This window comes from Streptomyces sp. NPDC018045, from assembly GCF_044327445.1.
GTDB lineage: Bacteria > Actinomycetota > Actinomycetes > Streptomycetales > Streptomycetaceae > Streptomyces.
Genome location: NZ_JBIRFL010000004.1, coordinates 254,514 through 276,078, shown reverse-complemented (window position 1 = coordinate 276,078; position 21,565 = coordinate 254,514). Strand labels below are relative to the sequence as shown.

18 protein-coding genes and 1 pseudogene are annotated in these 21,565 nt (G+C 74.1%); 7 read left to right on the top strand and 12 right to left on the bottom strand.

All coding sequences use genetic code 11. The annotated features are described in order from the left end of the window. Positions 1 to 10: 10 nt before the first annotated feature. Positions 11 to 214 carry a DUF1918 domain-containing protein gene (locus ACH4EB_RS12155; RefSeq protein ID WP_398347317.1) on the bottom strand — a complete coding sequence of 68 codons (204 nt, stop codon included), beginning with the start codon at positions 212 to 214 and terminating at the stop codon, positions 11 to 13. Between the two features lie 140 nt (positions 215 to 354). Next, positions 355 to 1,353 carry a DMT family transporter gene (locus tag ACH4EB_RS12150; protein ID WP_398347316.1) on the bottom strand — a complete coding sequence of 333 codons (999 nt, stop codon included), beginning with the start codon at positions 1,351 to 1,353 and terminating at the stop codon, positions 355 to 357. On the opposite strand from ACH4EB_RS12150, the gene ACH4EB_RS12145 reads away from it, so the two are divergent. Further along, positions 1,352 to 2,848: a PLP-dependent aminotransferase family protein gene (locus tag ACH4EB_RS12145; RefSeq protein ID WP_398347315.1), complete on the top strand. Its 1,497-nt coding sequence runs from the start codon at positions 1,352 to 1,354 to the stop codon at positions 2,846 to 2,848. The genes ACH4EB_RS12150 and ACH4EB_RS12145 overlap by 2 nt on opposite strands. 40 nt (positions 2,849 to 2,888) lie before the next feature. Continuing rightward, positions 2,889 to 3,407, top strand: coding sequence for a GNAT family N-acetyltransferase (locus ACH4EB_RS12140; protein WP_398347314.1), 519 nt, complete (start codon positions 2,889 to 2,891; stop codon positions 3,405 to 3,407). A 55-nt stretch (positions 3,408 to 3,462) separates the two neighbouring features. Here ACH4EB_RS12140 and ACH4EB_RS12135 read toward each other — a convergent pair whose 3' ends face one another. From ACH4EB_RS12135 to ACH4EB_RS12105, 7 genes are all read right to left on the bottom strand, one after another. Further along, positions 3,463 to 4,806, bottom strand: a complete 1,344-nt coding sequence (locus ACH4EB_RS12135) for an alpha-glucosidase/alpha-galactosidase (RefSeq protein ID WP_398347313.1) — start codon at positions 4,804 to 4,806, stop codon at positions 3,463 to 3,465. Continuing rightward, positions 4,803 to 5,807: a carbohydrate kinase family protein gene (locus ACH4EB_RS12130; protein WP_398347312.1), complete on the bottom strand. Its 1,005-nt coding sequence runs from the start codon at positions 5,805 to 5,807 to the stop codon at positions 4,803 to 4,805. The genes ACH4EB_RS12135 and ACH4EB_RS12130 overlap by 4 nt, the downstream gene beginning before the upstream one ends. A 129-nt stretch (positions 5,808 to 5,936) precedes the next feature. After that, positions 5,937 to 6,848 (bottom strand): carbohydrate ABC transporter permease, encoded by a 912-nt coding sequence (locus ACH4EB_RS12125; protein WP_398347311.1) that lies wholly within the window; start codon positions 6,846 to 6,848, stop codon positions 5,937 to 5,939. Continuing rightward, positions 6,845 to 7,813 carry a carbohydrate ABC transporter permease gene (locus ACH4EB_RS12120; protein ID WP_398347615.1) on the bottom strand — a complete coding sequence of 323 codons (969 nt, stop codon included), beginning with the start codon at positions 7,811 to 7,813 and terminating at the stop codon, positions 6,845 to 6,847. Before ACH4EB_RS12120 ends, ACH4EB_RS12125 begins: the two co-directional genes overlap by 4 nt. 308 nt (positions 7,814 to 8,121) lie before the next feature. Then, on the bottom strand, positions 8,122 to 9,387 hold the full coding sequence (locus tag ACH4EB_RS12115) for an extracellular solute-binding protein (RefSeq protein WP_398347614.1): 1,266 nt from the start codon (positions 9,385 to 9,387) through the stop codon (positions 8,122 to 8,124). Positions 9,388 to 9,778: 391 nt separating this feature from the next. After that, the gene (locus ACH4EB_RS12110) at positions 9,779 to 10,867 is read right to left on the bottom strand and encodes an IPT/TIG domain-containing protein (protein ID WP_398347310.1); all 1,089 of its coding nucleotides are present in this window, start codon (positions 10,865 to 10,867) and stop codon (positions 9,779 to 9,781) included. 46 nt (positions 10,868 to 10,913) lie between these two features. Then, positions 10,914 to 11,657: a GNAT family N-acetyltransferase gene (locus ACH4EB_RS12105; protein ID WP_398347309.1), complete on the bottom strand. Its 744-nt coding sequence runs from the start codon at positions 11,655 to 11,657 to the stop codon at positions 10,914 to 10,916. Between the two features lie 494 nt (positions 11,658 to 12,151). Between ACH4EB_RS12105 and ACH4EB_RS12100 the strand changes: the two genes are divergently transcribed. Further along, positions 12,152 to 12,661 (top strand): GNAT family N-acetyltransferase, encoded by a 510-nt coding sequence (locus ACH4EB_RS12100; protein WP_398347613.1) that lies wholly within the window; start codon positions 12,152 to 12,154, stop codon positions 12,659 to 12,661. Positions 12,662 to 12,784: 123 nt separating this feature from the next. Here ACH4EB_RS12100 and ACH4EB_RS12095 read toward each other — a convergent pair whose 3' ends face one another. Continuing rightward, positions 12,785 to 13,666 (bottom strand): inositol monophosphatase family protein, encoded by an 882-nt coding sequence (locus ACH4EB_RS12095; RefSeq protein ID WP_398347308.1) that lies wholly within the window; start codon positions 13,664 to 13,666, stop codon positions 12,785 to 12,787. A gap of 140 nt (positions 13,667 to 13,806) precedes the next feature. Here ACH4EB_RS12095 and ACH4EB_RS12090 point away from each other — a divergent pair, with 140 nt between their 5' ends. Both ACH4EB_RS12090 and ACH4EB_RS12085 read left to right on the top strand, forming a co-directional pair. Continuing rightward, positions 13,807 to 14,841 (top strand): AsnC family transcriptional regulator, encoded by a 1,035-nt coding sequence (locus tag ACH4EB_RS12090; RefSeq protein WP_398347307.1) that lies wholly within the window; start codon positions 13,807 to 13,809, stop codon positions 14,839 to 14,841. Positions 14,842 to 15,009: 168 nt separating this feature from the next. Continuing rightward, positions 15,010 to 15,387, top strand: a pseudogene (locus ACH4EB_RS12085) (VOC family protein); the annotation flags it as partial. A 196-nt stretch (positions 15,388 to 15,583) separates the two neighbouring features. Here the strand turns inward: ACH4EB_RS12085 and ACH4EB_RS12080 are convergent. Further along, positions 15,584 to 16,807, bottom strand: a complete 1,224-nt coding sequence (locus ACH4EB_RS12080) for a beta-ketoacyl-[acyl-carrier-protein] synthase family protein (RefSeq protein ID WP_398347306.1) — start codon at positions 16,805 to 16,807, stop codon at positions 15,584 to 15,586. A gap of 361 nt (positions 16,808 to 17,168) precedes the next feature. Here ACH4EB_RS12080 and ACH4EB_RS12075 point away from each other — a divergent pair, with 361 nt between their 5' ends. Next, complete coding sequence (locus ACH4EB_RS12075; RefSeq protein ID WP_398347305.1) at positions 17,169 to 19,391, top strand: NADP-dependent isocitrate dehydrogenase; 2,223 nt, start codon at positions 17,169 to 17,171, stop codon at positions 19,389 to 19,391. Between the two features lie 259 nt (positions 19,392 to 19,650). On the opposite strand, the gene ACH4EB_RS12070 is transcribed toward ACH4EB_RS12075, so the two are convergent. Continuing rightward, a complete protein-coding gene (locus ACH4EB_RS12070) occupies positions 19,651 to 20,763 on the bottom strand; it encodes an FAD-dependent oxidoreductase (protein ID WP_398347304.1) in 1,113 nt (370 codons plus the stop codon). Between the two features lie 129 nt (positions 20,764 to 20,892). Between ACH4EB_RS12070 and ACH4EB_RS12065 the strand changes: the two genes are divergently transcribed. Beyond that, a complete protein-coding gene (locus ACH4EB_RS12065; RefSeq protein WP_398347303.1) occupies positions 20,893 to 21,519 on the top strand; it encodes a TetR/AcrR family transcriptional regulator in 627 nt (208 codons plus the stop codon). The last annotated feature ends 46 nt before the right edge of the window (positions 21,520 to 21,565 follow it).

Genomic DNA, 21,565 nt, shown 5'->3' with positions numbered 1-21,565 from the left:
GCGGCCGCCCCTACTCCTGGGCGTCGGCCGTCGGGAAGTGCCGTACGACGGTGTCCGGGCCGGGCGACATCAGCGTCTCGTGGCCGTCCTCGAAACGCACGCGGTACGGCGGGGTGCCGTCCGCTCCCAGAACTTCGATGATCTCGGCGGTCCGGTCGTGCTGCCCCACGATCCTGCCGTGCACCAGCAGCCGGTCTCCCACATTCGCACGCATCGGCTACGGCCTCCTCGTCAGTCGGTCGGAGGATCACTGTTCCGTGGCCGTCAGTCTACGGCGGGCTCCGCCGATGCACCCGCGTTACGCGCCACCCGCGCCGGGCCGGTGCGGTCTTCGGCCATCCGGCGCACCGGCCCTCAGGCGGCCGAGCGCTGGGTGACCGCGATACAGAGGAGTACGGCGACGGCGGCGACCGGGGCGGCCAGCGGGAGCTGTTCGCCGAGCAGCAGCACCGACCAGACCAGGGTCAGCAGCGGCTGGGCGAGCTGGAGCTGACTGGCCTTGGACACGCCGATGGCCGCCATGCCCCGGTACCAGACCACCAGGCCGAGGAACTGCGAGCCGAGGGCCAGCCACAACAGGCCCGCCACCGCGTGCCCTGTCAGGTGCGGCGGTTCGGCGAGCAGCGCCAGGGCGGCACCGGGCACGGTGACCGGCAGGGCCAGCAGCAGGGCCCAGCCGATCACCTGCCAGCCGGGCAGGTGGCGGGCGAGCCGGCCGCCCTCGGTGTAGCCCGCAGCGCACACCAGGAGAGCGGCGAAGAGGTAGAGGTCGCCGGTGCTCAGCGCGCCGCCGCTCTGCTGGACGGCGAAGCCGATGACGACGACCGCCCCGGCCAGCGCCGCTGCCCAGAAGGTACGCGACGGCCGGGCGCCGGTCCGTACGGCCGAGAACGCGGCGGTGGTCAGGGGCAGCAGCCCGACGACGACCGCGGCGTGCGAGGTGGTGGACGTCTCCAGCGCGAGGGTGGTGAGCAGCGGGAAGCCGAGGACGACACCGGCCGCCACGACGGCCAGGCCCGCCCAGTGGCGGCGCTCCGGCAGGTGGACGCGGAAGACGGCCATGCAGCAGCCGGCGATGGCGGCGGCGAGCACGCTGCGCAGGGTCACCACCGTCCAGGCGCCCATGCCTTCCAGGGCCCAGGCGGTGGCGGGGAAGGTGAGGGAGAAGGAGGCGACACCGAGGGCGGCGAGCAGGGTGCCGCGGGCGGCGGCGCGGGACGCGGGGGCGGCGGCATGCGGCACGGCGGACGGGCGGCCGGCTTCCGGGGCCGGCCGGCCGGCTGCGGCGGGGCCGCCGCGCGGTACGTTGACCGCTATCGTGGTGCCCGGAGTAGCGCTATCGTGATCTCTCATGCACGAGCGTAGCAGCGTCGCTGAACTGGCTGCCATCCTCAGAGACGGCCTGGACCGCTACTCCCCGGGTGAGAAGCTGCCGTCGAGCCGCGCCCTCGTGGAGCGGCACCGAGTGAGCCCGGTGACGGTCTCCCGCGCCCTGGCCGAGCTGGCGGCCGAGGGGTTGGTGATCACCCGCCCCGGCGCCGGCGCCTTCCGCGCCGAGGCCCGGCCGCGGGCCCGCCCGGTCGACACCTCCTGGCAGGAGGTCGCGCTGAGCGCGGAGGCGGCCGACGACCACGCGCCGCGCGGCGTGGACGCCTCCGGTGTGCTCGCCACCCTGGCCGCGCCCGCCGCCGGCGTCATCGAGCTGAACGGCGGCTATCTCCACCCCGGCCTGCAACCGGAGCGGGCGCTCGCCGCCGCGCTCGCGCGGGCCGGCCGCCGCCCCGGAGCCTGGGGCCGGCCGCCCATGGAAGGCGTCAGCGAACTGCGGGCCTGGTTCGCGCGCGAGATCGGCGGCCCCGGCGGAGCGCTCGCGGGCTCGGACGTGCTGGTGACGGCGGGCGGGCAGAGCGCGCTGACCGCCGCGCTGCGGGCGCTGGCCCCGCCCGGCGCGCCGGTGCTCGTCGAGTCGCCGACGTACCCGGGCATGCTGGCCGCCGCCCGCGCGTCCGGGCTGCGCCCCGTACCCGTACCGATGGACGCGGACGGCGTACGGACCGACCTGCTGGCCGAGGCCTTCCGCGCCAGCGGCGCCCGGCTCTTCGTCTGCCAGCCGCTCTTCCAGAACCCCACCGGGGCCGTGCTGGCCGCCGGGCGCCGGGCCGAGGTGCTGCGGATCGCCCGCGCGGCCGGTGCCTTCGTCGTCGAGGACGACTTCGCGCGCCGGCTCGTCCACGAGGACGCGCCCCCGCTGCCGCCCACGCTGATCGCCGACGACCCGGACGGCACGGTCGTCCACGTCTGCTCGCTGACCAAGGCCACCTCCCCGAGCCTGCGCGTGGGCGCGCTCGCCGCGCACGGGCCGGTCCTCGACCGGCTGCGCGCCATCCAGGTCGTGGACAGCTTCTTCGTCCCCAGGCCCCTTCAGGAGGCGGCCCTGGAGCTGGTCGGGTCCCCGGCGTGGAGCCGGCACCTGCGCGTCATATCGGGGCAGTTGGCGGTACGCCGGGAGGCGCTCGCCGCGGCGCTCCGGCTGCACTTCGGCGGTGCGGAACCGGCCGGGCCGGGCCGCCCCGGCGTGCGGGTGGTCCCGCCCGGCGGCTACCACTTCTGGCTGCGCCTGCCCGACGGTACGGACGAGGCGGCGCTCGCCGGCGCGGCGCTGCGCGCGGGCGTCGCGGTGGCCCCGGGCCGCCCGTACTTCGCCGCCGAGCCCCCGGCCCCGCACTTGCGCCTGACGTTCGCCTCGGCCGCCGGGACGGCCGAACTGGCCGAGGGGGCGCGGCGGTTGGGCACGGCGTACGAGGAAGTGGCGGGGGCGGGGCGGGGCGACAGCCGGGGCGAGGGGTAATCCGTTCGACGCCGAACGCCCCCTCTGCCAGCCTCCGACCATGAACAACAGCACCCCCGACGCCCCGGCCCAGGACGCCCCCGAGGCCGGGTCCGTCCGTATTCCGGCCGGTTACGAGGTCTCCACCGACCCCGAGCGGCTGGACCTGGCCCTCGTCCACCACTGGCTCTCCACCGACGCCTACTGGGCCCTCGGGCGGCCCCGCGAACGCCAGGACCGGGCGGTGGCGGGCTCGCTCAACTTCGGCCTGTACGAGGCCGCCCCGGAGCCGGCGGCCGACGGCGGCGCGGCCGGGGACCGGGCGGGGCGGCAGGTCGGCTACGCCCGCGTCGTCACCGACCACACCACCTTCGCCTGGCTCTGCGACGTCTACATCGCCCCCGCCGCCCGCGGCAAGGGCCTCGGCACGGCCCTCGTCGCGCACATCCGCGATCACCTGGCGCCGTACGGCCTGCGCCGCGTCCTGCTGGCGACCGGCGACGCCCACGACGTCTACGCCCGGGTGGGCTTCGAGCCGCTGGCCGAGCCCGGCAAGTGGATGGCGCTCGACTTCCGGTAGCGGTGCCGGACCCGGACGGCCCGGCGGTGTCGCGGGCCCGGCGCGCGGCCCGGGTTCAGTGCCCGAGCACCTCCCGCAGCTCCGGTTGGAGCAGGTCGGCGTGGGCGCGTACGAGGTCGTCGCACAGGTCCCAGACGCGCTCCACGGGCAGCGCGGCCGCGGTGGCCGGGTCCGCCATCGCCGCGTGCCTGATGTGGCGCGGCTCGCCGTCCACCGCGGCCCGTACGACCAGTTCGTTGACGCTGACGTAGGCCCGGTTCAGGGCCGCGCACTGCGGGGGCAGGGCGCCGACCCGGGTGGGCTGCACGCCCAGCGCGTCCACCAGGCACGGCACCTCCACCACGGCGGCGCCGGGCAGGTTGTCCACCAGGCCGTGGTTGGGGACGTTGCCGTAGACGGTGCGCGGGGTGCCGGAGACGATGCTGTGGATGATCTGCGGCGCGTACTCCATCGTCCCCTCCACCGGCAGCGGCGATCCGGTGGCGAGCGCGTCCCGGGTCCGTTCGTACTCGGCGGTGTTCTCCTCGATGATGTCCAGGTACGTGCCGACCGGCAGGCGCAGCCGCTCCACCTCGCTGTCGTGGTGGAGGTACCACGGCACGTACTCGGAGGAGTGCTCGCTGGTCTCGGTCGGGTAGTAACCGAGCCTGCGGTACATGTCCACGCGTACCCGGCGCAGCAGTTGCGGGTCCTTGGTGATCGCGTCGTCGAGCAGCGGGTACAGGCTCTGCCCGGCCCGTTCGAAGCGCAGCACCCACGCCTGGTGGTTGACCCCGGCGGCCAGGTAGGAGATCTCCTCGTACGGGACGCCCAGCAGCTCGGCCAGGTCGTGCACGGTCCAGTACACCGAGTGGCACAGGCCCACGACGCGGCGCAGCGGCGTGGCCCGGTCCAGGTACATCACGTTCATCGCCATCGGGTTGGTGTAGTTCAGCAGCCAGGCGTCGGGGCAGAGCCCGGCGATGTCGTCGGCGAGGGCGCGCAGCAGCGGGAAGGTGCGCAGGGCGCGGAAGATGCCGCCGATGCCGAGGGTGTCGCCGATGGTCTGGCGCAGCCCGTAGCGGGCGGGGATGCGGAAGTCCGTACGGGTGGCCGCGTTCATGCCGACCTGGACGGTGTTGACGACGAAGTCCGCGCCGTCGAGCGCCGCGCGCCGGTCGAGGTGCGCGGTGACGACCGGGGCGGCGCCGCGGGTGGCGGCGATGTGCCGGGCGGCGCCCTCGGCGGTGGCGAGACGTTCGGGGTCGATGTCGTGCAGGGCGATGTGGACGTGCCGCAGTTCGGGGAAGGCGAGCAGGTCGGCGAGGAGCGACTGGGTGAAGACGACGCTGCCGGCGCCGATGAAGGCGATCTTCACGGTGCCGGTGCCGGTGTGGCCGGTCGGGGCGGTGCTGGTCATGCGTGGCTCCCTGGTCGGGTCGTGAGGGCGGCGGCTCGGGCCTCGTCCCAGGTGGGCTGGGCCGCCGTACCGCCGTGGGCGCGGGTGGACAGGGCGCCGCAGGCGGCGGCGAAGGAGAGCGCCGCGGGCAGGTCCATGCCGTGCAGGACCGCGGCGATGAAACCGGCGTCGAAGCTGTCGCCGGCGCCGACGCTGTCCACCGGGTCGGCGGGGGCGGCGGCGGTACGGGTGAGCGTGGCGCCGTCGTGGGCGAGCGCGCCGGCCGCGCCGTCCTTGACGACGACCAGCGGGCCGAGGCGGGCGAGCGCGGCGGCAGCGGCGGCCGGGCCGTCGTCGCGATCCGCCGCGCCCGCGGGCCTGGGCCGGTCCGTCTCCGGCGCCAGGGTCGCGGCCAGGGCCCGCGCCTCCGCCGCGTTCGGCAGCAGGACGTCGGTGGACTTCAGGACGGGGCCGAGGAGTCCGGCGTCCCAGCGCCGTGCGGGGTCGTCGTTGGTGTCGAGCGAGGTGGCCGCGCCGTGCGCGCGGGCCCGGGCGAACACCTCGCGCAGCGACCGGGCCAGCCGCGGCATCAGGAAGAACGATCCGGCGTGCACATGCCGGCAGTCGGCCAGCAGCCGGTCCGGTACGTCCTGCGGCCCGGTGGCGGCCAGGCAGCCGGGGGCGGTCAGGATGGCGCGGTCGTCGCCGTGCGCGAGGACGGTGGTGAGCGGGGTGGGCAGCTCCGGGTCGGTGGCCAGGGCCGTGACATCGACACCGCGCTCGGCCAGCGCCGTACGGACGAAGGCGCCCGCCGCGTCGTCGCCGACCCGCCCGGCGAACGCCACGCGCAGCCCCAGCCGCGCCGCGCCGCAGGCCGTGATCGCCGCCGAACCGCCCGTCAGCAGGCGCCCGGTGGCGACGAGGTGCTCGCGCTGCCCGTACTCCAGGGTGCGCGGGACCGGACCGACCACCACATCGGGGTTGGCGTCGCCGATCACGAGGAGGTCGAAGGAGCGGGACACGGGTACCTCCGGGACGGAGCGGGACGGAGTGGCGCGGGGCGGGCGAGACGGGCGAGACGGGCGGGATGGGGGCGGGGTGGGAAAGGACGGAGCGGGCCCGGACGGGCGGACGGGCGGTTCCGGGGCGGGCTACCCCTTCAGCCCGCTGGACGTCAGTGACTGGATGAAGGTCTTCTGCGCGAAGAGGAACGCCAGCAGGACCGGCAGCACGGTGATCACATTGCCCGCCATGATCGCCGACCACCGGTTGTGGTGCTGCCCCTGAAAGGTCGTCAGCCCGAGCTGGAGGGTGTACTGGGTGTCGTGGTTGATCGCGATGAGCGGCCAGGTCAGGTCGTTCCACGTGGTCAGGAAGGTCAGTACGGCGACGGTGGCCAGCGCCGGGCGGGCCAGCGGCAGTACGACCGAGTACAGCACCCGCAGCCGCGAGCACCCGTCGATCCAGGCCGCCTCCTCCAGCTCCCGCGGCAGCGCCAGGAAGAACTGCCGGAAGAGGAAGACCGCGAACGGCGTGACCAGGGACGGCACGATCAACGCCCCCAGCGTGTCGATCAGCCCCAGGCTCTTCATCACCAGGAACGTCGGGATCATGGTGAGCTGGAAGGGGATGACCATGGTCGCCAGCATCAGCCCCAGCAGCAGCCGGGACCCGGCGAACCGCATCCGGGCGAAGGCGTAGCCGCCCAGCGAGCCGAGCACCAGGTTGGAGAGCACCGCGCTGACCGCGACGACCGTGGAGTTGGCGAACCACCGCGGGAACATCGCGTTGCCCAGCACATAGTCGTACCCGCCGAGATCGACGCCGGACGGCCACAGCGACGGCGGGAAGCGGTTGATCTCCGCGTTGGTCATCACCGAACTGAGCACCAGCCACACCAGCGGCAGCGCGAAGCCCAGCGACAGCGGCGCGAGCAGCAGGTGCCAGGCGCTGAAGGGCAGGCGCCGGCGGCGGGCCGGACGCCGTGGCGGGGCGGCTGCGCGCCGGCGCGCGGCACCGGGCGGGCCGGCGGTGCCGGGCGGCACGGCCGCGGGCGCGGTCATCGGAGCGCTCCGTCCGGTGCGGCGGCCGGCCGGCGCCGCCGGTACCGGCGCAGGGCGGTGCCCACGACGAGCAGGGCGACCGCGAGGACGTACGCGGCGGCGGCCCCGTATCCGGCGGTGAACATCTGGAACGCCTGCTCCCACACGAAGTAGACGATGACGGTGGTCGACCCGAGCGGGCCGCCCTTCGTGGTGACGTAGATCAGGTCGAACACCTGGAGCGCGGTGATCAGTTGCCACAGCAGCAGGAAGACGGTCACCGGCGTCAGCGAGGGCAGTTTGATGTGCCACAGCACCCGCAGCCGGCTCGCACCGTCCAGCCGCGCCGACTCGATCAGTTCCGGCGGTACGTCCTGGAGCGCGGCCAGGTAGACGACGACGCAGAAGCCGATCCCGCTCCACAGCGAGATGAGCACCAGCAGGTACAGCGCCTGCCCGGGATCGGAGAGGAAGCCCTGCGGGGACACGCCCAAGTGGTGCAACAGGGAGTTGGCCACCCCGAACTGCGGGTCGAGGATGAAGAAGAACAGCACGCCCTGCGCGGCGGCCGAGATCACGAACGGGATGAAGATCAGCGTCCGGTAGAGGCCGATCAGCCGGATGCGGCGGTTGAGCGCCAGCGCGAGGAACAGCCCGCCGGCCAGGCTGAGCGGCACGTACAGGCCCGCGTAGACCAGGGTGTTGCCCACCGCCGTACGGAAGCCCGGATCCCGCGCCAGCGCACGGTAGTTGTCCAGACCCACCCAGCGCCCCGGCGTGACCAGGTCGTCCGCCCGGAACGAGAGCAGCAGCGACCAGACCACGGGAACGATGCCCAGACCGAGGATGATCAGGACGGCCGGACTGATGAAGGCCCAGGCGGTGGCGTTCTCCCGGCGGGCGCGACCGGCGAGCGTACGGGGGCGGTGGGCGGCGGATGGCCGGTTCTTGGACCGGCGGCCGGCGCTGTCGTGGCGCGGGTCCAGGGTGAAGGCCCGGGGGGTGCTACGGGGGGCCGGGGTTCGGCGGCGCGGCGCATGTGTACGGCGGGGTTCCGGGTGCTCGGGGGACGTACGGCCCGTCTCCGTGCGCCCGGCATCCGCCCGGCCAGCCTCCGTGCACCCGGGATCCGTACGCCCGGCATCCGCCCGGCCGGTTTCCGCCCGTCCGGGGCCCGTTCGCCCGGGCTCCGCCCGGTCTCGCGGCGTCCGGTGGTCCGTGGGGGGCTCTGACGGCATGGCGCCTTCTTCCGTCCGGCCGCGTCCGGCCGCCGCCTCGGGGGCGTCGTCGGGTCTCATCGCGGGATCAGCAGGGCCGCGTCGGCTTTTTCGGCGCAGGTACGCAGCGCCTCGGCGGGGGAGCTGCGGCCCAGCAGCACCGCCACGATCGCCTCGCCGACGGCCTGCGAGATCTGCGGATAGGCCGGGTGGACGGGCCGGACCCGCGCGGTGTCCAGCGCCTTGGTGAACACCGGCAGCCCGGTGGTCCGCGCCGAGAACCGCCGCCACTCCGGGCGTCCGGCCGACGCCCTGCTCAGGGGCAGGCTGCCGCCGCCCATCGCCCACCGCACGTCCTGTGCCGGGTCGCCCAGCCAGCGCAGGAACGCGATCGCCGCCCGCGAACGCTCCGGGCCGTTGTCGAAGACGGTCCAGGTGTCCGGGCCGGAGATCGTGCAGGGCCGACCGCTGTACGTCGGCGGCGGCACCACGGCGTAGTCGACCTTGCCCTCGATGATGTCCGGCAGCTCCCACGGACCGGTGGCCATCATGCCCATCCGGCCGCCTATGAAGACCTGGTGCATCTGCTCGCTGCCCGGCTTGGGGTCGACGTAGACGCTCTTGTCGGCGGCGAGCCGCGCCAGGGTGCCCAGCGCCTGTTCCCCGACGTCCTTGAAGCCGATGCTGTGCCCGTCCGGGGCGATGACCTCGCCGCCGAGGTCCCACACCAGCGGCCACAGCCGCCACACGGTGTCCTCGTCGCCGGTGCCCGGCCAGCTCGTACCGAAGGTGCCGTGGCGCGGGTCGGTCAGCAGGCGCGCCGTCCGGACGAAGTCGTCCCACGTCCAGCCCGCCTCGGGGTAGGGCACCCCGGCCTGCCGGAACAGCTTCCTGTTGTAGACGACGCACAGCGAGTCCAGCACGGCGGGCGCGGCCCGTACCCGGCCGTTGAGTTCGACCGCGTCGCGGACCGAGTCCCACAGCCGAGGCCAGTACGCGGTGCCGCGCAGCGCCTCGGTGAGGTCGACGACGCGGGGGCTGCGGGCCACCCGGGCCAGGTCGGCGCCGAAGACGTACGCGATGTCCGGGTACGAGCCCGCGGCCAGCGCCGCCGTCACCTTCTGGAGCATGGCGTCGGCCACCACACCGCCGCCCCCGGCGTCGACCCGGATGTGCGACTGCCCGCGGTTGAACGCGTCGACGAGCGACTGGATGGCCTTGCGGCCGGTGTCGGCCTGACCGTGCCACATCTCGACGGTGATCCTGCCGTCGGCGCCGACGCCCCGGGCCGCCGAGGACTGGCAGGCGCCGAGGAGCGGTATGCCCGCGACACCGGCCGCCAGCGCGGCGCCGGTGTGCAGAAGGCGGCGCCGGGTCGGGCCGCCGGGCTGCGGTGCGTCCGGCCGGCCGCCGTCGGCCTGTGCGCCTGCCGACGCACCGTGGCCCGGTGGCGGAGATGTGGTGCCGCGGCTCGGTGGCCGTGGTGCTGTGCCGCGGCCCGGTGGCCGTGCCGGCGTGCCGTCGTCCCGTAAGTCTGCCGGGCCCGTGCCCCCGCCGGTTGCGTCGCGCCTCACCGGCCACCCCCTCGAAGAACCGGTCCAAGGTCCCGCGGAACCGTTTGCGCCCGCCCCGGGCCCCCGGACCGTACGGTCGGGAGCCCTCATGAGCTAACCAGCAGGCACCGGTCGGTGCAATGGTGCTGCGGCGACGGGTGGGGCGCGGCGACAGGCGCCGTCACTCCGCCCGCGCGGCGGTGGTCGGCGCCGGGCGGGCGGCCGTAGCCGACGCGTCCGTGTACGTGAACCGGTCCGCGTCCACGGTGGCGCTCGGGCCGCCCGCCGTCGTCACGGTGACGTGCACGGTCCCCGTTCCGGCGGGCGAGGTGCCGCTGCAGAAGGAGTTCCCGCAGGACGCGTGCGCGGCCGGCGCGTCCCCGAACGCGATCGTGCCGCCCGCCAGGCCGGTACCGAGGACGTACACCGAAGTCCCGCCCTGCGACGGGCCGCCGCGCACGGTCAGGCCGGTCACCACGGGGGCGGCGGGCGGCGCGGGCGGCGGCCCGGTGTAGGTGAAGCCGTCGCCGGGAGCTTCCACGGCTCCGCCCGGTGTGACGACGGTGACGGGGACGCTGCCGGAGCCGCCGGGCGTGGTGACGGCGCACCGCGTGGCCGTGCAGTGCGACGTGGTGGCCTCGGCGGAGCCGAAGAGCACGAATCCGGTGTCCAGGCCGGTTCCGGTGACGGTGACGGCGGTGCCGCCGGCGCCCGGCCCGGTCGTCGTGTCGATCCCGGTCACCACCGGCCGGTCCGGCACCTCGGCGGGCTGCTGCGGGCCGTTGACCGTGTACGTGCTCACGTTGTCGGCGGAATCGACGTCGGCCCGGTTGGCGACGGCGGCCCTGATCACCCCGGACGGCCGTGCCGCGCCCGACGACACCTGCACCTTCATGAAGTCCCCGCGCCCGGGCACGCGGGTCCCGCGGAAGGTCGCCTCCAGATGCCGCCCGTCGGGCGACACGGTCTGGTCGAAGGTGTAGTCGTACGGCGTCGAGTACATCAGCGCGCCACCGGTCTTCAGGCCGGGCGGCAGGTCGACGGTCAGGCGGGTGACCCCGGTGGTGTCGGCCGTGCCGACCGAGGTCCAGCTCACGGAGAAGTTCCCGTGACTGTTGGGCCGCGTCGGGTAGTTGCCCGCCTGGGAAACGGCCACGTCCGGGCCGTCGGCGGTGGCGGGAGCGGTGGCCGCGGCGGCGGGCCCCGCCGTGAACAGGGCGGTCAGGGCGAGGACGAGGGCCGACCAGGCCGCTGCTAATCGAGTGGTCATGCCCTCCGTCATCGCCCGTACGGCTGTTCCCGTTACGCCCCTTCCGTCACTCCTGTGGGCCCATGGGCGGAATCCGGCCGTACGGCAGTCGGCCGTACGGCATCCCGGGTACCCCGGTACCCGGGCTGTCCGCCAGCCGCACGCTCAACTGGCTCCCCACCTCCTGGAACCCCAACGCCCGAGCCACCCGCCGCGAAGCCGGAAGGCGGGCGCGCCACTGGGGGAGGAGACCGGCCGCGAGCGCGTGCGCCACCGCGGCGGAGGCCACCCGGCGGGCGAGCCCCTCACCGCGCCGGTCCGGCGCGGTGAGCACGCAGAGGTGCGCGGTCCCGCGGGGCCAGTGGCGGTAACCTGCCGCCGCGGTGAGGACGGGCTCGTCAGCGCCCACCGCGCCCGCGCCCACCGCGCCCGCGCCCACCGCGCCCGCGTCCACCGCGCCCGCGCTCACGGGGCCCGCGCCTTGCGGGCAGACGGCGAAGGCGGGTGAGGTGATCTCCGCCAGGCCGCTCTCCTCCGCGTCCGTACGGCCGGCGGCCTCCAACAGGGCGGTCACGGCAGCCGGTCCGGCCGAAAGCCGCTGCACACCGCCGCCGTCCGGCCTGGGGCACCACGCGTCCTCCGTCACGTACGCCAAGCCGGCCGGGCCCATGACGGCCGCGACGGGCAGTACCGCGCGGATGGCGTCCGGGCAGGTCAGCGCGTCGGCCGGGACGGCGCTCAGCGCGGTGCGGAGGGCGTGCGCGGTGGCCGGGTCCGGTGCGGTGACGATGGCCGACGGCCCGAGCGCCACGATCCCCACCCACGAAGGCGGACACAGGCCGGAGCCCGGGGAGACGGCCACGGCCGGGGGGCTGCCGGGCGGGGGAAACGCCACGGGTGCCGCGCTCAGCGTCTCCCACAGCCCACGTACCCGACGCAGCAACGGACTCGGGGCCGGCCTCACCGCGTCCGCCACCGAACACGCAACGGCCCCACCGGCACGAACCCGTTCGTCACTGACACCTCCACGGCTCCGGCGTCCCCCGGATCGGTCATGCGCCCGATCATGACATGCGCGCAACTGCCGCTCCACGGCGTCACGTTCCGATCCGGCCCGTTCGCCCGCCCGTCCGTGCTCCCGTCCGTGTTCCCCCTCCGCGCTCCCGTCCAAGGCGCGTCGGCTTCGTGACCAGGCAGGCCGCTAATCTGTCAGGCATGAAGCAGGGGAACGGTGATGTCGGCGCGTACGGCGGCCCGGCCGGTGATCGGGCCGGCGGACGGATCGGTGACGGTACCGGTACCGCTATCGGTGGACAGGCCGGCGAACGAGTCGATGACCCGGCGTCGTACGCCGACGGTTACGAGGTCAGGTCCGGCGTCCCGTCGGCCGAAACGTACCGGCGGCTGCGCCGTGCGACCGGCCTCGGTGCCAAGTCGGCCGAAGGCGCGGCGATCGGCCTGCCGAACACCTGGTACGGCGTCACCGTGCACGCGCCAGGCGGCCGGGACGGCGGTGGGGTGGACGACAGCGCGGCGGACGGCGGCGAACCCATCGGCATGGGCCGGATCATCGGTGACGGCGGCTGCTTCTTCCAGATCGTCGACATCTGCGTGCTGCCCCAGCACCAGGGCCACGGCCTGGGCACACGCATCATGACGGCGCTCACCGCGGAACTGCGGCGCCGCGCTCCGGCGGGGGCCTACGTCTCGCTGATCGCCGACGGCGACGCCCGTCACCTCTACACCAAGTTCGGCTTCACCGAGACCGCCCCCGCCTCGGTCGGCATGGCGTTCATGCCTCGCCCGGTCGGCTGAGCACGGGCCCGACGACACAAGGCCCGGTAACGGCCGCGCCGGTCCGGTAACGGCCGCGCGGGCCGGGCCCGGTCACGGGTCCGCCCGTCCGGAGCTGATCACGGCTCTCCCACCCGGAACTGATCACGGCTCCAGCACCTTCAGCAGATCCAGCAGCGCGCCGTGCAGCTCGCGCGGCGCGGCGAGGAAGCCGGACGCGCCGGCCCGCCACGGACGGCCCGCGGTGTCGGAGACGACGGCCCCCGCCTCGCGGGCCACCAGCGCGCCGGGCAGCAGATTGGCGTCGTCCCGGCCGTACTCCCAGAACGCGTCCAGCCGCCCCGCCGCCGTGTCGGCGATCTGCCACGAGGTGGGGCCCAGATTCCGTACGGCCCCCACGGCGGGCAGCACGGCCGCGAGCGACCGGCCGGCCGCCGCCACGGCCGCGGGCTGTCCCGCGACGAAGGGCGGCTGGCTGGTGCCCACGAGGGCCGCCTCCAGCCGGGTCCTGGCCGACGGCGCGACCGGCTCGCCGTTGCGGGTGGCGCCGTGCCCGGCCGCGGCGAGATACGTCTCCCCGAGCAGCGGCGCGTGCAGGGCCGCGGCCACCGGCTCGCCGTCCCGCACCAACGCGAGGCTGACGCAGAAGTACGGCAGATCCCGCATGAGTTGCACCGCGCCGTCGATCACGTCCACCACCCACACGTCACCCACCGCGGGCACCCCGGGAGCGGGCGCGGCGCCCGGCGCGGGGCCCGCACCGGGGGTGGCCCCGGGCGCGGCGCCCGGCCCGTCGCCCGGGCTGCTGTCGTCGTGCAGTTCCTCGGCCCAGGGAACCCCGGGGAGCAGCGTGTCCAGATGCCGGCGCATGACGGCGACGGCCGGTGCTTCCAAGGCCCGGTAGACGGCGGCCAGTTCCTCCATGGTGTCGGCGGCCGCGGCGGCGCGGCGCGGAGCCTGCACCAGGAGCGCGCCGACTTCGTGGGCGGCGGCTGCCATCGGGGCGAGCAGGGAGGCGTACGTCATGAGCTTCTCCATGTCCTCAGCCCGCGCCGGAGGGCGGGAAGGCCTCCTCCGGCACCGGGCGCGGCTGATGCCGTCGATCCTGCGCCGCGCAGTCGAGAACCGGACTCTCCGTACGCGTGAAGTGAGCGAAACTGTCACTCATGACCCGACAACCGAGCGATCCCGTACGTGCTGCCGCCGCCCCGCGCCCGGCCACCGCCCCCACGGCCGCCCCCGCCCCCGCCCCCGCGCCCGTCCTCGGGCTCCGTGATCAGCGCCTGATCGCCGCGTTGCAGTGCGATGGCCGGCTGAGCGCCGAGCGGGCCGCCGAGGTGCTGGGGGAGAACCCCCGCACGGTGCACCGCCGCTGGCAGGTGCTGACCGGCGACGGCACGGTCAAGGTGTTCGCCCAGCCGGTGCGCCCCGACTCGGTCGGCGCGCTGCTGCTGCGCATCAAGGTGCTCAAGGGCAAGCTGGACGCCCTCACCGCCGCCCTGGCCGCCCGCCCGGACATCCCGTTCATCGACCTGTCCGCCTCGGGAGACGAGATCTCGGCGGTCGCCTTCACCGAACCGGGATCCCGCGACCACCTGGTCTTCCGGCAACTGCCGGCCACACCGGCGGTGGCGTCCGTGTCGGCCGCCACCGTGCTGCACGTGTTCTCCGAGGCGTCCGACTGGCGCCATGACGTCCTGACCGCGGCGGAACGGGCCGCGCTGACCCCGGTGCGCGACACATCCGTACCGCCCGCCGCTCCCGGGTCCGCGCCCGATGCCGTCGACGCCGACATCCTGGCGGCCCTGCGGGACGACGCCCGTACCCCGGCCGCGGCGATCGCCGCCCGTACCGGGCACCCCGCCTCCACCGTCCGGCGCCGCCTCGCCCGCCTGACGAGCGACGGCCGGCTCCGCACGCAGGTGGCCGTGGACCCCAGGCGCCTGGGCCTGCACATCGACGCCAACGTGATGATGCGGGTGCCCCCGGACCACCTGGACGCCGTGGGCCGCACCCTGGCCCGGCACCCCGCCGTGCACGGCGCGTTCGCCACCAGCGGTGCCGCGAATCTGCACGCTGCCGTCTGGGTGCGGGACCTCGCTGCTCTGTACCGGCTGATCAGCGCGGACCTGACAGGCCTGGGCATCGCCGGCGTGGAGACCGTCATCGTCGGTCAGGCGGTCAAGCGCCCTGGCAGATGAACCGTCGGCCATCCGCAGGCGCCGGGTGGCAGGCACCGGGGAGCGCCGGAAGTCTCTCGACGAAACCGGCGACGCCGCTTACCATCACGGCCACGGCATCGCGTGTCGGTCACCGACCGGGTGAGGCATGGAGGTGCCCGTGAGTTTGCCTTACGGAGGCATTCCACAGTGTCGGTGCAGTTGAACCACATCATCATCCACTCCCGGGACAACCGGGAGTCCGCCGCCTTCCTGGCGCACGTCCTCGGGCTCGAAGCCGGCCCGGAGTGGGGCCCCTTCATTCCGGTGGACACCGCCAACGGCGTCACGCTGGACTTCGCCACGATCCCGGCCGAGTCGATCGTCACGCAGCACTACGCGTTCCTCATCAGCGAGGCGGAATTCGACACCGCCTTCGCGCGGATCCAGCAGGCCGGCCTCACCTTCCACGCCGACCCGCACGGGAAGCAGCCGGGGGAGATCAACCACAACGACGGTGGACGCGGGGTCTACTTCTTCGACCCGGCGGGCCACGCGATGGAGATCATCACCCGCCCGTACGGGGGCGGTGACCCGGATGAGGGCGGTGACCTGAAGGAGGGCGGCGCCCCGGACGAAGCGTCGGACGGCGCGGGTACGCCCTCGCCGGCCTGAGCGGGAGGGGCGGCGCACCGACGGTCGCGCGCGTGACCCGGATCCGGCTGAGGCGCGCGACGACCGTCCCCGTCCAGCTTCCGTACGGGCCCCGCCGGCCGCCCCGCCCTCAGGGCGCGCCCGTGAACACCAGGCACGCGTTGTGACCGCCGAAGCCGAAGGAGTTCGTGAGGGCGGCGGACAGCGCGCCCTTCCGCGGCGCGCCCGTGACGACGTCGAGGCCGATCTCCGGGTCCAGCGTGTCGACGTTCTGCGTCGCGGGGACGACACCGTCGCGTACGGCGAGGATCGCGGCGAGCGCGCCGGTCGCTCCGGCCGCCCCGAAGAGATGGCCGGTCATCGACTTGGTCGCGGTGACGGACGGGTGGGTGCCGACGGCCGCCGCGATCGACCGGGCCTCCGTGAGGTCACCCTTGGGTGTGGAGGTCGCGTGGGCGTGCACATGCTCGATGTCGCGCGGGGCCAGCCCGGCGGCGGACAGGGCCAGCCGCATCGCGCGGACCTGGCCCTCCGGGTGGGCGGCCGTGATGTGGTGGGCGTCCGAGGTGACGCCCGCGCCCGCGAGGGCGGCGTGCGCGCGGGCCGTGCGGGCGGCGGCGAACCCGGCGCGTTCCAGGACGACCACGGCCGCCCCCTCGCCGATCACGAACCCGTCCCGGTCGACGTCGAACGGGCGCGACGCCAGATGGGGCGCGTCGTTGCGCGTCGAGTGCGCCTTGGCCTGGGCGAAACCGGCCATCGGCAGCGGGTGGATACAGGCCTCCGCGCCGCCCGCCACGACCACGTCGGCCCGGCCGAGACGGATCAGGTCCAGGCCCATGGCGATGGCCTCGGCCCCCGAGGCGCAGGCGCTGACCGGGGTGTGGGCGCCGCCGCGCGCGCCCAGTTCGATGCTGACCCAGGCGGCGGGGCCGTTCGCCATCAGCATCGGGACGGTGTGCGGGGACACCTTCCGTACGCCGGAGGTTTCGAGCACGTCGTCCTGGCCGAGCAGGGTCAGCGCGCCGCCCGTACCCGTACCGATCACCACGGCCAGCCGCTCCGGATCGACGGCCGGGGCGCCCGCGTCGGCCCACGCCTCGCGGGCCGCGACGAGCGCGACCTGCTCGCACCGGTCCATGCGCCGGGCCCGCACCCGGTCCAGGACCTCGCCGGGCTCGGCCGCGAGCCGGCCCGCGATCCGTACGGGCAGGCCGGCCGCCCACTCCTCCTCGATGGCGCGGATGCCGGACCGCCCGGCCAGCATGGCGTCCCAGGTCGCGGCGGCGTCGCCGCCCAGCGGTGTGGTGGCGCCGAGTCCGGTGACCACCACATCCTCGGTGACAGCGTGCACGAGATGAACCCCCTTTGTCGTATGGAGACAACTTCCCGGGCCGTGACTGCCCGGGAAGTGATCAGCTTGTCGCTCACTCTGCCAGGAGGTTCTTGGGGTGACAGGTGGCTGCTTCCACGGAGTTCGTCGGTGCGATCTTGTGGGAAACATGCAAGCCGCTCGTGGTGAGGCGATGCGTCCCAGCCGCCCGGCAGCCGGGCGGCGGCCCGGGAGCGGCGGGGCAGGCGGGGGAGGCGCGGCCGGCTCAGGGGCGGTGACTTCACGGGACGGGAACCCGACTGGCCAGGGCCCTTCCGGAAAGGACCCGATCACGAGATATCTTGATGTCGAGCAATGTTGCAGACGTGGAGCGGAGCACCCGGTGACTGACTCGACCATCATCTACACACACACTGACGAGGCCCCGGCCCTGGCGACGTATTCGTTCCTGCCGGTGATCGAGGCCTACGCCTCGACGGCCGGGGTCGCGGTGGAGAGCCGCGACATCTCCCTGGCGGGCCGCATCATCGCCGGTTTCCCGGAGTGGCTCCAGGAGGAACAGCGTATCGACGACGCCCTCGCCGAGCTCGGCGAGCTGGCGAAGACGCCCGAGGCCAACATCATCAAGCTGCCGAACATCTCGGCCTCCATCCCGCAGCTCAAGGCGGCCGTCGCCGAACTGCAGGAGCAGGGTTACGCGCTGCCGGACTACCCGGACGACCCGAAGACCGACCAGGAGCGCGACATCCGCGCCCGCTACGACAAGGTCAAGGGCAGCGCCGTCAACCCGGTGCTGCGCGAGGGCAACTCCGACCGCCGCGCCCCCGCCTCGGTGAAGAACTACGCCAAGGCCAACCCGCACCGCATGGGCGCCTGGTCGGCCGACTCGAAGACCAACGTCGCGCACATGACCGGCGACGACTTCCGCTCCACCGAGAAGTCCGTGGTCATCGCCGAGGACAGCACGCTGCGCATCGAGCTGGCCGGCGACGACGGCTCGACCACCGTCCTGCGCGAGTCGGTACCGGTGCTCGCGGGCGAGGTCGTGGACGCGTCCGTGATGCGGGTGGCGGTGCTGCGCGAGTTCCTCAAGGAGCAGGTCGCGCGGGCCAAGGCCGAGGGCGTGCTGTTCTCGGTGCACCTCAAGGCCACGATGATGAAGGTCTCCGACCCGATCATCTTCGGTCACGTCGTGCGCGCCTTCTTCCCGAAGACCTTCGCCCAGTACGGTGACGTGCTCGCCAAGGCCGGTCTGACCCCGAACGACGGTCTGGGCGGCATCTGGAAGGGCCTGGAGTCGCTGCCCCAGGGCGAGGAGATCAAGGCCTCCTTCGACGCGGAGCTGGCCGAGGGCCCGGACCTGGCGATGGTCGACTCCCACCGGGGCATCACCAACCTGCACGTCCCGAGCGACGTCATCGTCGACGCCTCCATGCCGGCCATGATCCGCACCTCCGGCCACATGTGGAACAAGGACGACCAGGAGCAGGACGCCCTCGCCGTCATCCCGGACAGCAGCTACGCCGGCGTCTACCAGGCCGTCATCGAGGACTGCCGGGCGAACGGCGCGTACGACCCGTCGACCATGGGCTCGGTGCCGAACGTCGGCCTGATGGCGCAGAAGGCCGAGGAGTACGGCAGCCACGACAAGACCTTCGAGATCGCCACCACCGGCACGGTGCGCGTCCTCGACCAGGACGGCAACGCCGTCCTGGAGCAGACGGTCGCCGCCGGCGACATCTTCCGCATGTGCCAGACCAAGGACGTGCCGATCCGCGACTGGGTCAAGCTGGCCGTCACCCGCGCCCGCGCGAGCGGCGACCCGGCCGTGTTCTGGCTGGACGAGGGCCGCGCGCACGACGCCAACCTCATCGCCAAGGTCAAGCAGTACCTCCCGGAGCACGACACCGAGGGCCTGCGGATCGAGATCATGTCCCCGGTCGAGGCGACGAAGTTCTCGGTCGAGCGCATCCGCCGCGGCGAGAACACCATCTCCGTCACCGGCAACGTGCTGCGCGACTACCTCACCGACCTGTTCCCGATCCTGGAGCTGGGCACCAGCGCCAAGATGCTCTCGGTGGTGCCGCTCATCAACGGCGGCGGCCTGTTCGAGACCGGCGCCGGCGGCTCCGCGCCCAAGCACGTCCAGCAGTTGGTCAAGGAGAACTACCTGCGCTGGGACAGCCTGGGCGAGTTCCTCGCGCTCGCGGTGAGCTTCGAGCACCTCGCGCAGAAGACGGGCAACGCGCGCGCCCAGGTGCTCGCCGACACCCTCGACCGCGCGACCGGCACGTTCCTCGCCGAGAACAAGTCGCCCAGCCGTAAGCTCGGCGGTATCGACAACCGCGGCAGCCACTTCTACCTGGCCCTGTACTGGGCCCAGGAGCTGGCCGAGCAGACCGAGGACACGCAACTCGCCCAGTCCTTCGCGGCGCTCGCGGCGACGCTGGCCGAGCAGGAGCAGACCATCGTCGACGAGCTGATCGCCGTCCAGGGCTCGCCGGCCGACATCGGCGGCTACTACCGCCCCTCGGTGGCCAAGGCCGCGGCCGTCATGCGCCCGTCGCAGACGCTCAACCAGGCGCTGGCGACGCTCGGTAGCTGACACCACGACGGCGGACGGAACCCCTCCGTCCGCCGCCCGTGGGCACGGGTCCGCCCCGGCCGGGAACACTGCCCGGCCGGGGCGGCTTGCCGACCGGGGCCGTCGGCCCGACGCCGGGGGCGGCCGGGCCGGCTGATCCGGCGACCGGCCGTGGTGGTCGTGGGGGGCGTGGCGGTCACGCGGTTGTTCCGCGCGCTGACCGTCTCAGCCACATGCCTACGGCGCCGACGCCCGGGCACCGGTGCCCAGGCGCCACCGCCTACGGCACCAGATGCGCCAGCCCCTCCGCGCATTGCTTGGCCAGCTCCGAGGAACGGGGCAGCATCAGCCCCTCGTACGCCCGCACGGCGTCATCCACCCGCTCCGCGCCGATCAGCGCCTGCGCGAGGTCGGCGCCGTCGAGCAGCGCGTGGTTGGCGCCCACGCCGAGGGGCGGCATCAGGTGCGCGGCGTCGCCCAGCAGGGTGACGCCCGGAACGTGCTCCCAGACGTGCGGCACCGGCAGCGCGAACAGGGGCCGGTGGACGAAGGCGTGGTCACCGCCGAGCACGGCGTACCGCAGCCCGTCGGCCCACCCGTCGAGCCGCTCGGCGAGGTACGCGCGCGTCGCCGCCGTATCGTCCAGGTTCAGCCCGGCGGCCGTGTGCCAGTCCTGCGGGGCCCGGAACGCCACGTAGGCGCGGATGTGACCGTTGCTGTTCCGCTGGGCGAACAGGAGCGTCGAGCCGGACCCCGTCATCAGCGTGCCCGGACCGACCAGTTGCGCCAGGTCCGGATGGCGCACGTCACTGTCGTCGAAGCCGGTCTCGACGAAGGTGACCCCCGTGTACCCGGGCAGCGCCTCCGAGACGGCCGGGCGGACCCGCGACCACGCGCCGTCGGCGCCGACGACCAGGCCGAAGTCCTCGGTGACGCCGTCCGCGAACACCAGGCGGCAGGTGCCGTCGTCGAGCGGCGCCGCCTTGCTGACGGCGCGCCCCCAGTGGACCGTCCCCGGTGCGAGCGAGTCCAGCAGCAGCCCCCGCAGGTGCCCCCGGTCGATCTCCGGCCGGTCCTCCTCACCTGCGCCCTCGTCCCCGGGGGGCCACTCCTGTTCCAGAGCGGCCGCGGTGATGTGGTCCACCTTCCGCCACTCCTGGCCCTCGGGGCGGGACAGGGCGTGGAACCGGTCGAGCAGGCCCGCCGCGCGGAGAGCCGCCTGGCCCGTGTTCGGGTGCAGGTCGAGAGTGCCGCCCTGCGGACGGGCGTCGAATGCCGCCTCACGTTCGAAGACGGTGACGGAACGGCCGTGGAGCTGGAGGACACGTGCACAGACGAGGCCGCCGAGGCCGCCGCCGACGATCGCGACACGGGCCTCACGGGTGAGGTTCATGGGGTTCCCCTCCAGGGGTGCAGGAACGCCGGACCGACCGTCCGGCGCCGCACCAAAAAAACCACACCCACTAAAAAAGTGCAACGACTAAACCTTCGAACTCACTACACCGCGAGGTAGGCTGCGACCGTGACCGAACCCGCCCCCCGCATCGAGCCCCCCGCCCCCGCCGGGACCGGCGCCCCCGTCGGCCGCCGCGAACGCAAGAAGGCCCGGACCCGCCAGGCCCTGGCCGACGCCGCACTGCGGCTCTTCCTCGAACGCGGTTACGAGCAGGTCGGTGTCAAAGAGATCGCCGACGCCGCCGACGTGTCCGTGACCACCCTGTTCAAGCACTTCGCCGGCAAGGAGGCGCTCGTCTTCGACCTGGACGACGACATCGAGGCCGCCCTCGTCGCCGCCGTACGCGACCGGGCCCCCGGCCAGTCGATCCTCCAGGCCCTGCGTGCCTACGTCCTGCTGACCGAGGACCACGCCGCCCGGTCCGACTTCACCGCGTTCGCCCGCCTGGTGGCCGAAACCCCGGCGCTGCGCGACTACGCGCAGCGCATGTGGATGCGCCATGAAACGGCCCTGGCCCGCGCCATCGCCCACGAGGCCGGCGCCCCCGAGGACGACATCACCTGCGCCGCCTTGGCCCACTTCGCCCTCGCCTCCCGCACCCTCACCAACCAGCACCCCACACCCCGCCGAGCCACCGAAGAAATCTTCACCCTGCTGGAACGGGGGTGGGAGGGGGTGCAACGGGAAGGGTGACGGGTGCGCCGGGGTGGGGTGCGCCGAGGGTGGGGTGCGCCGAGGA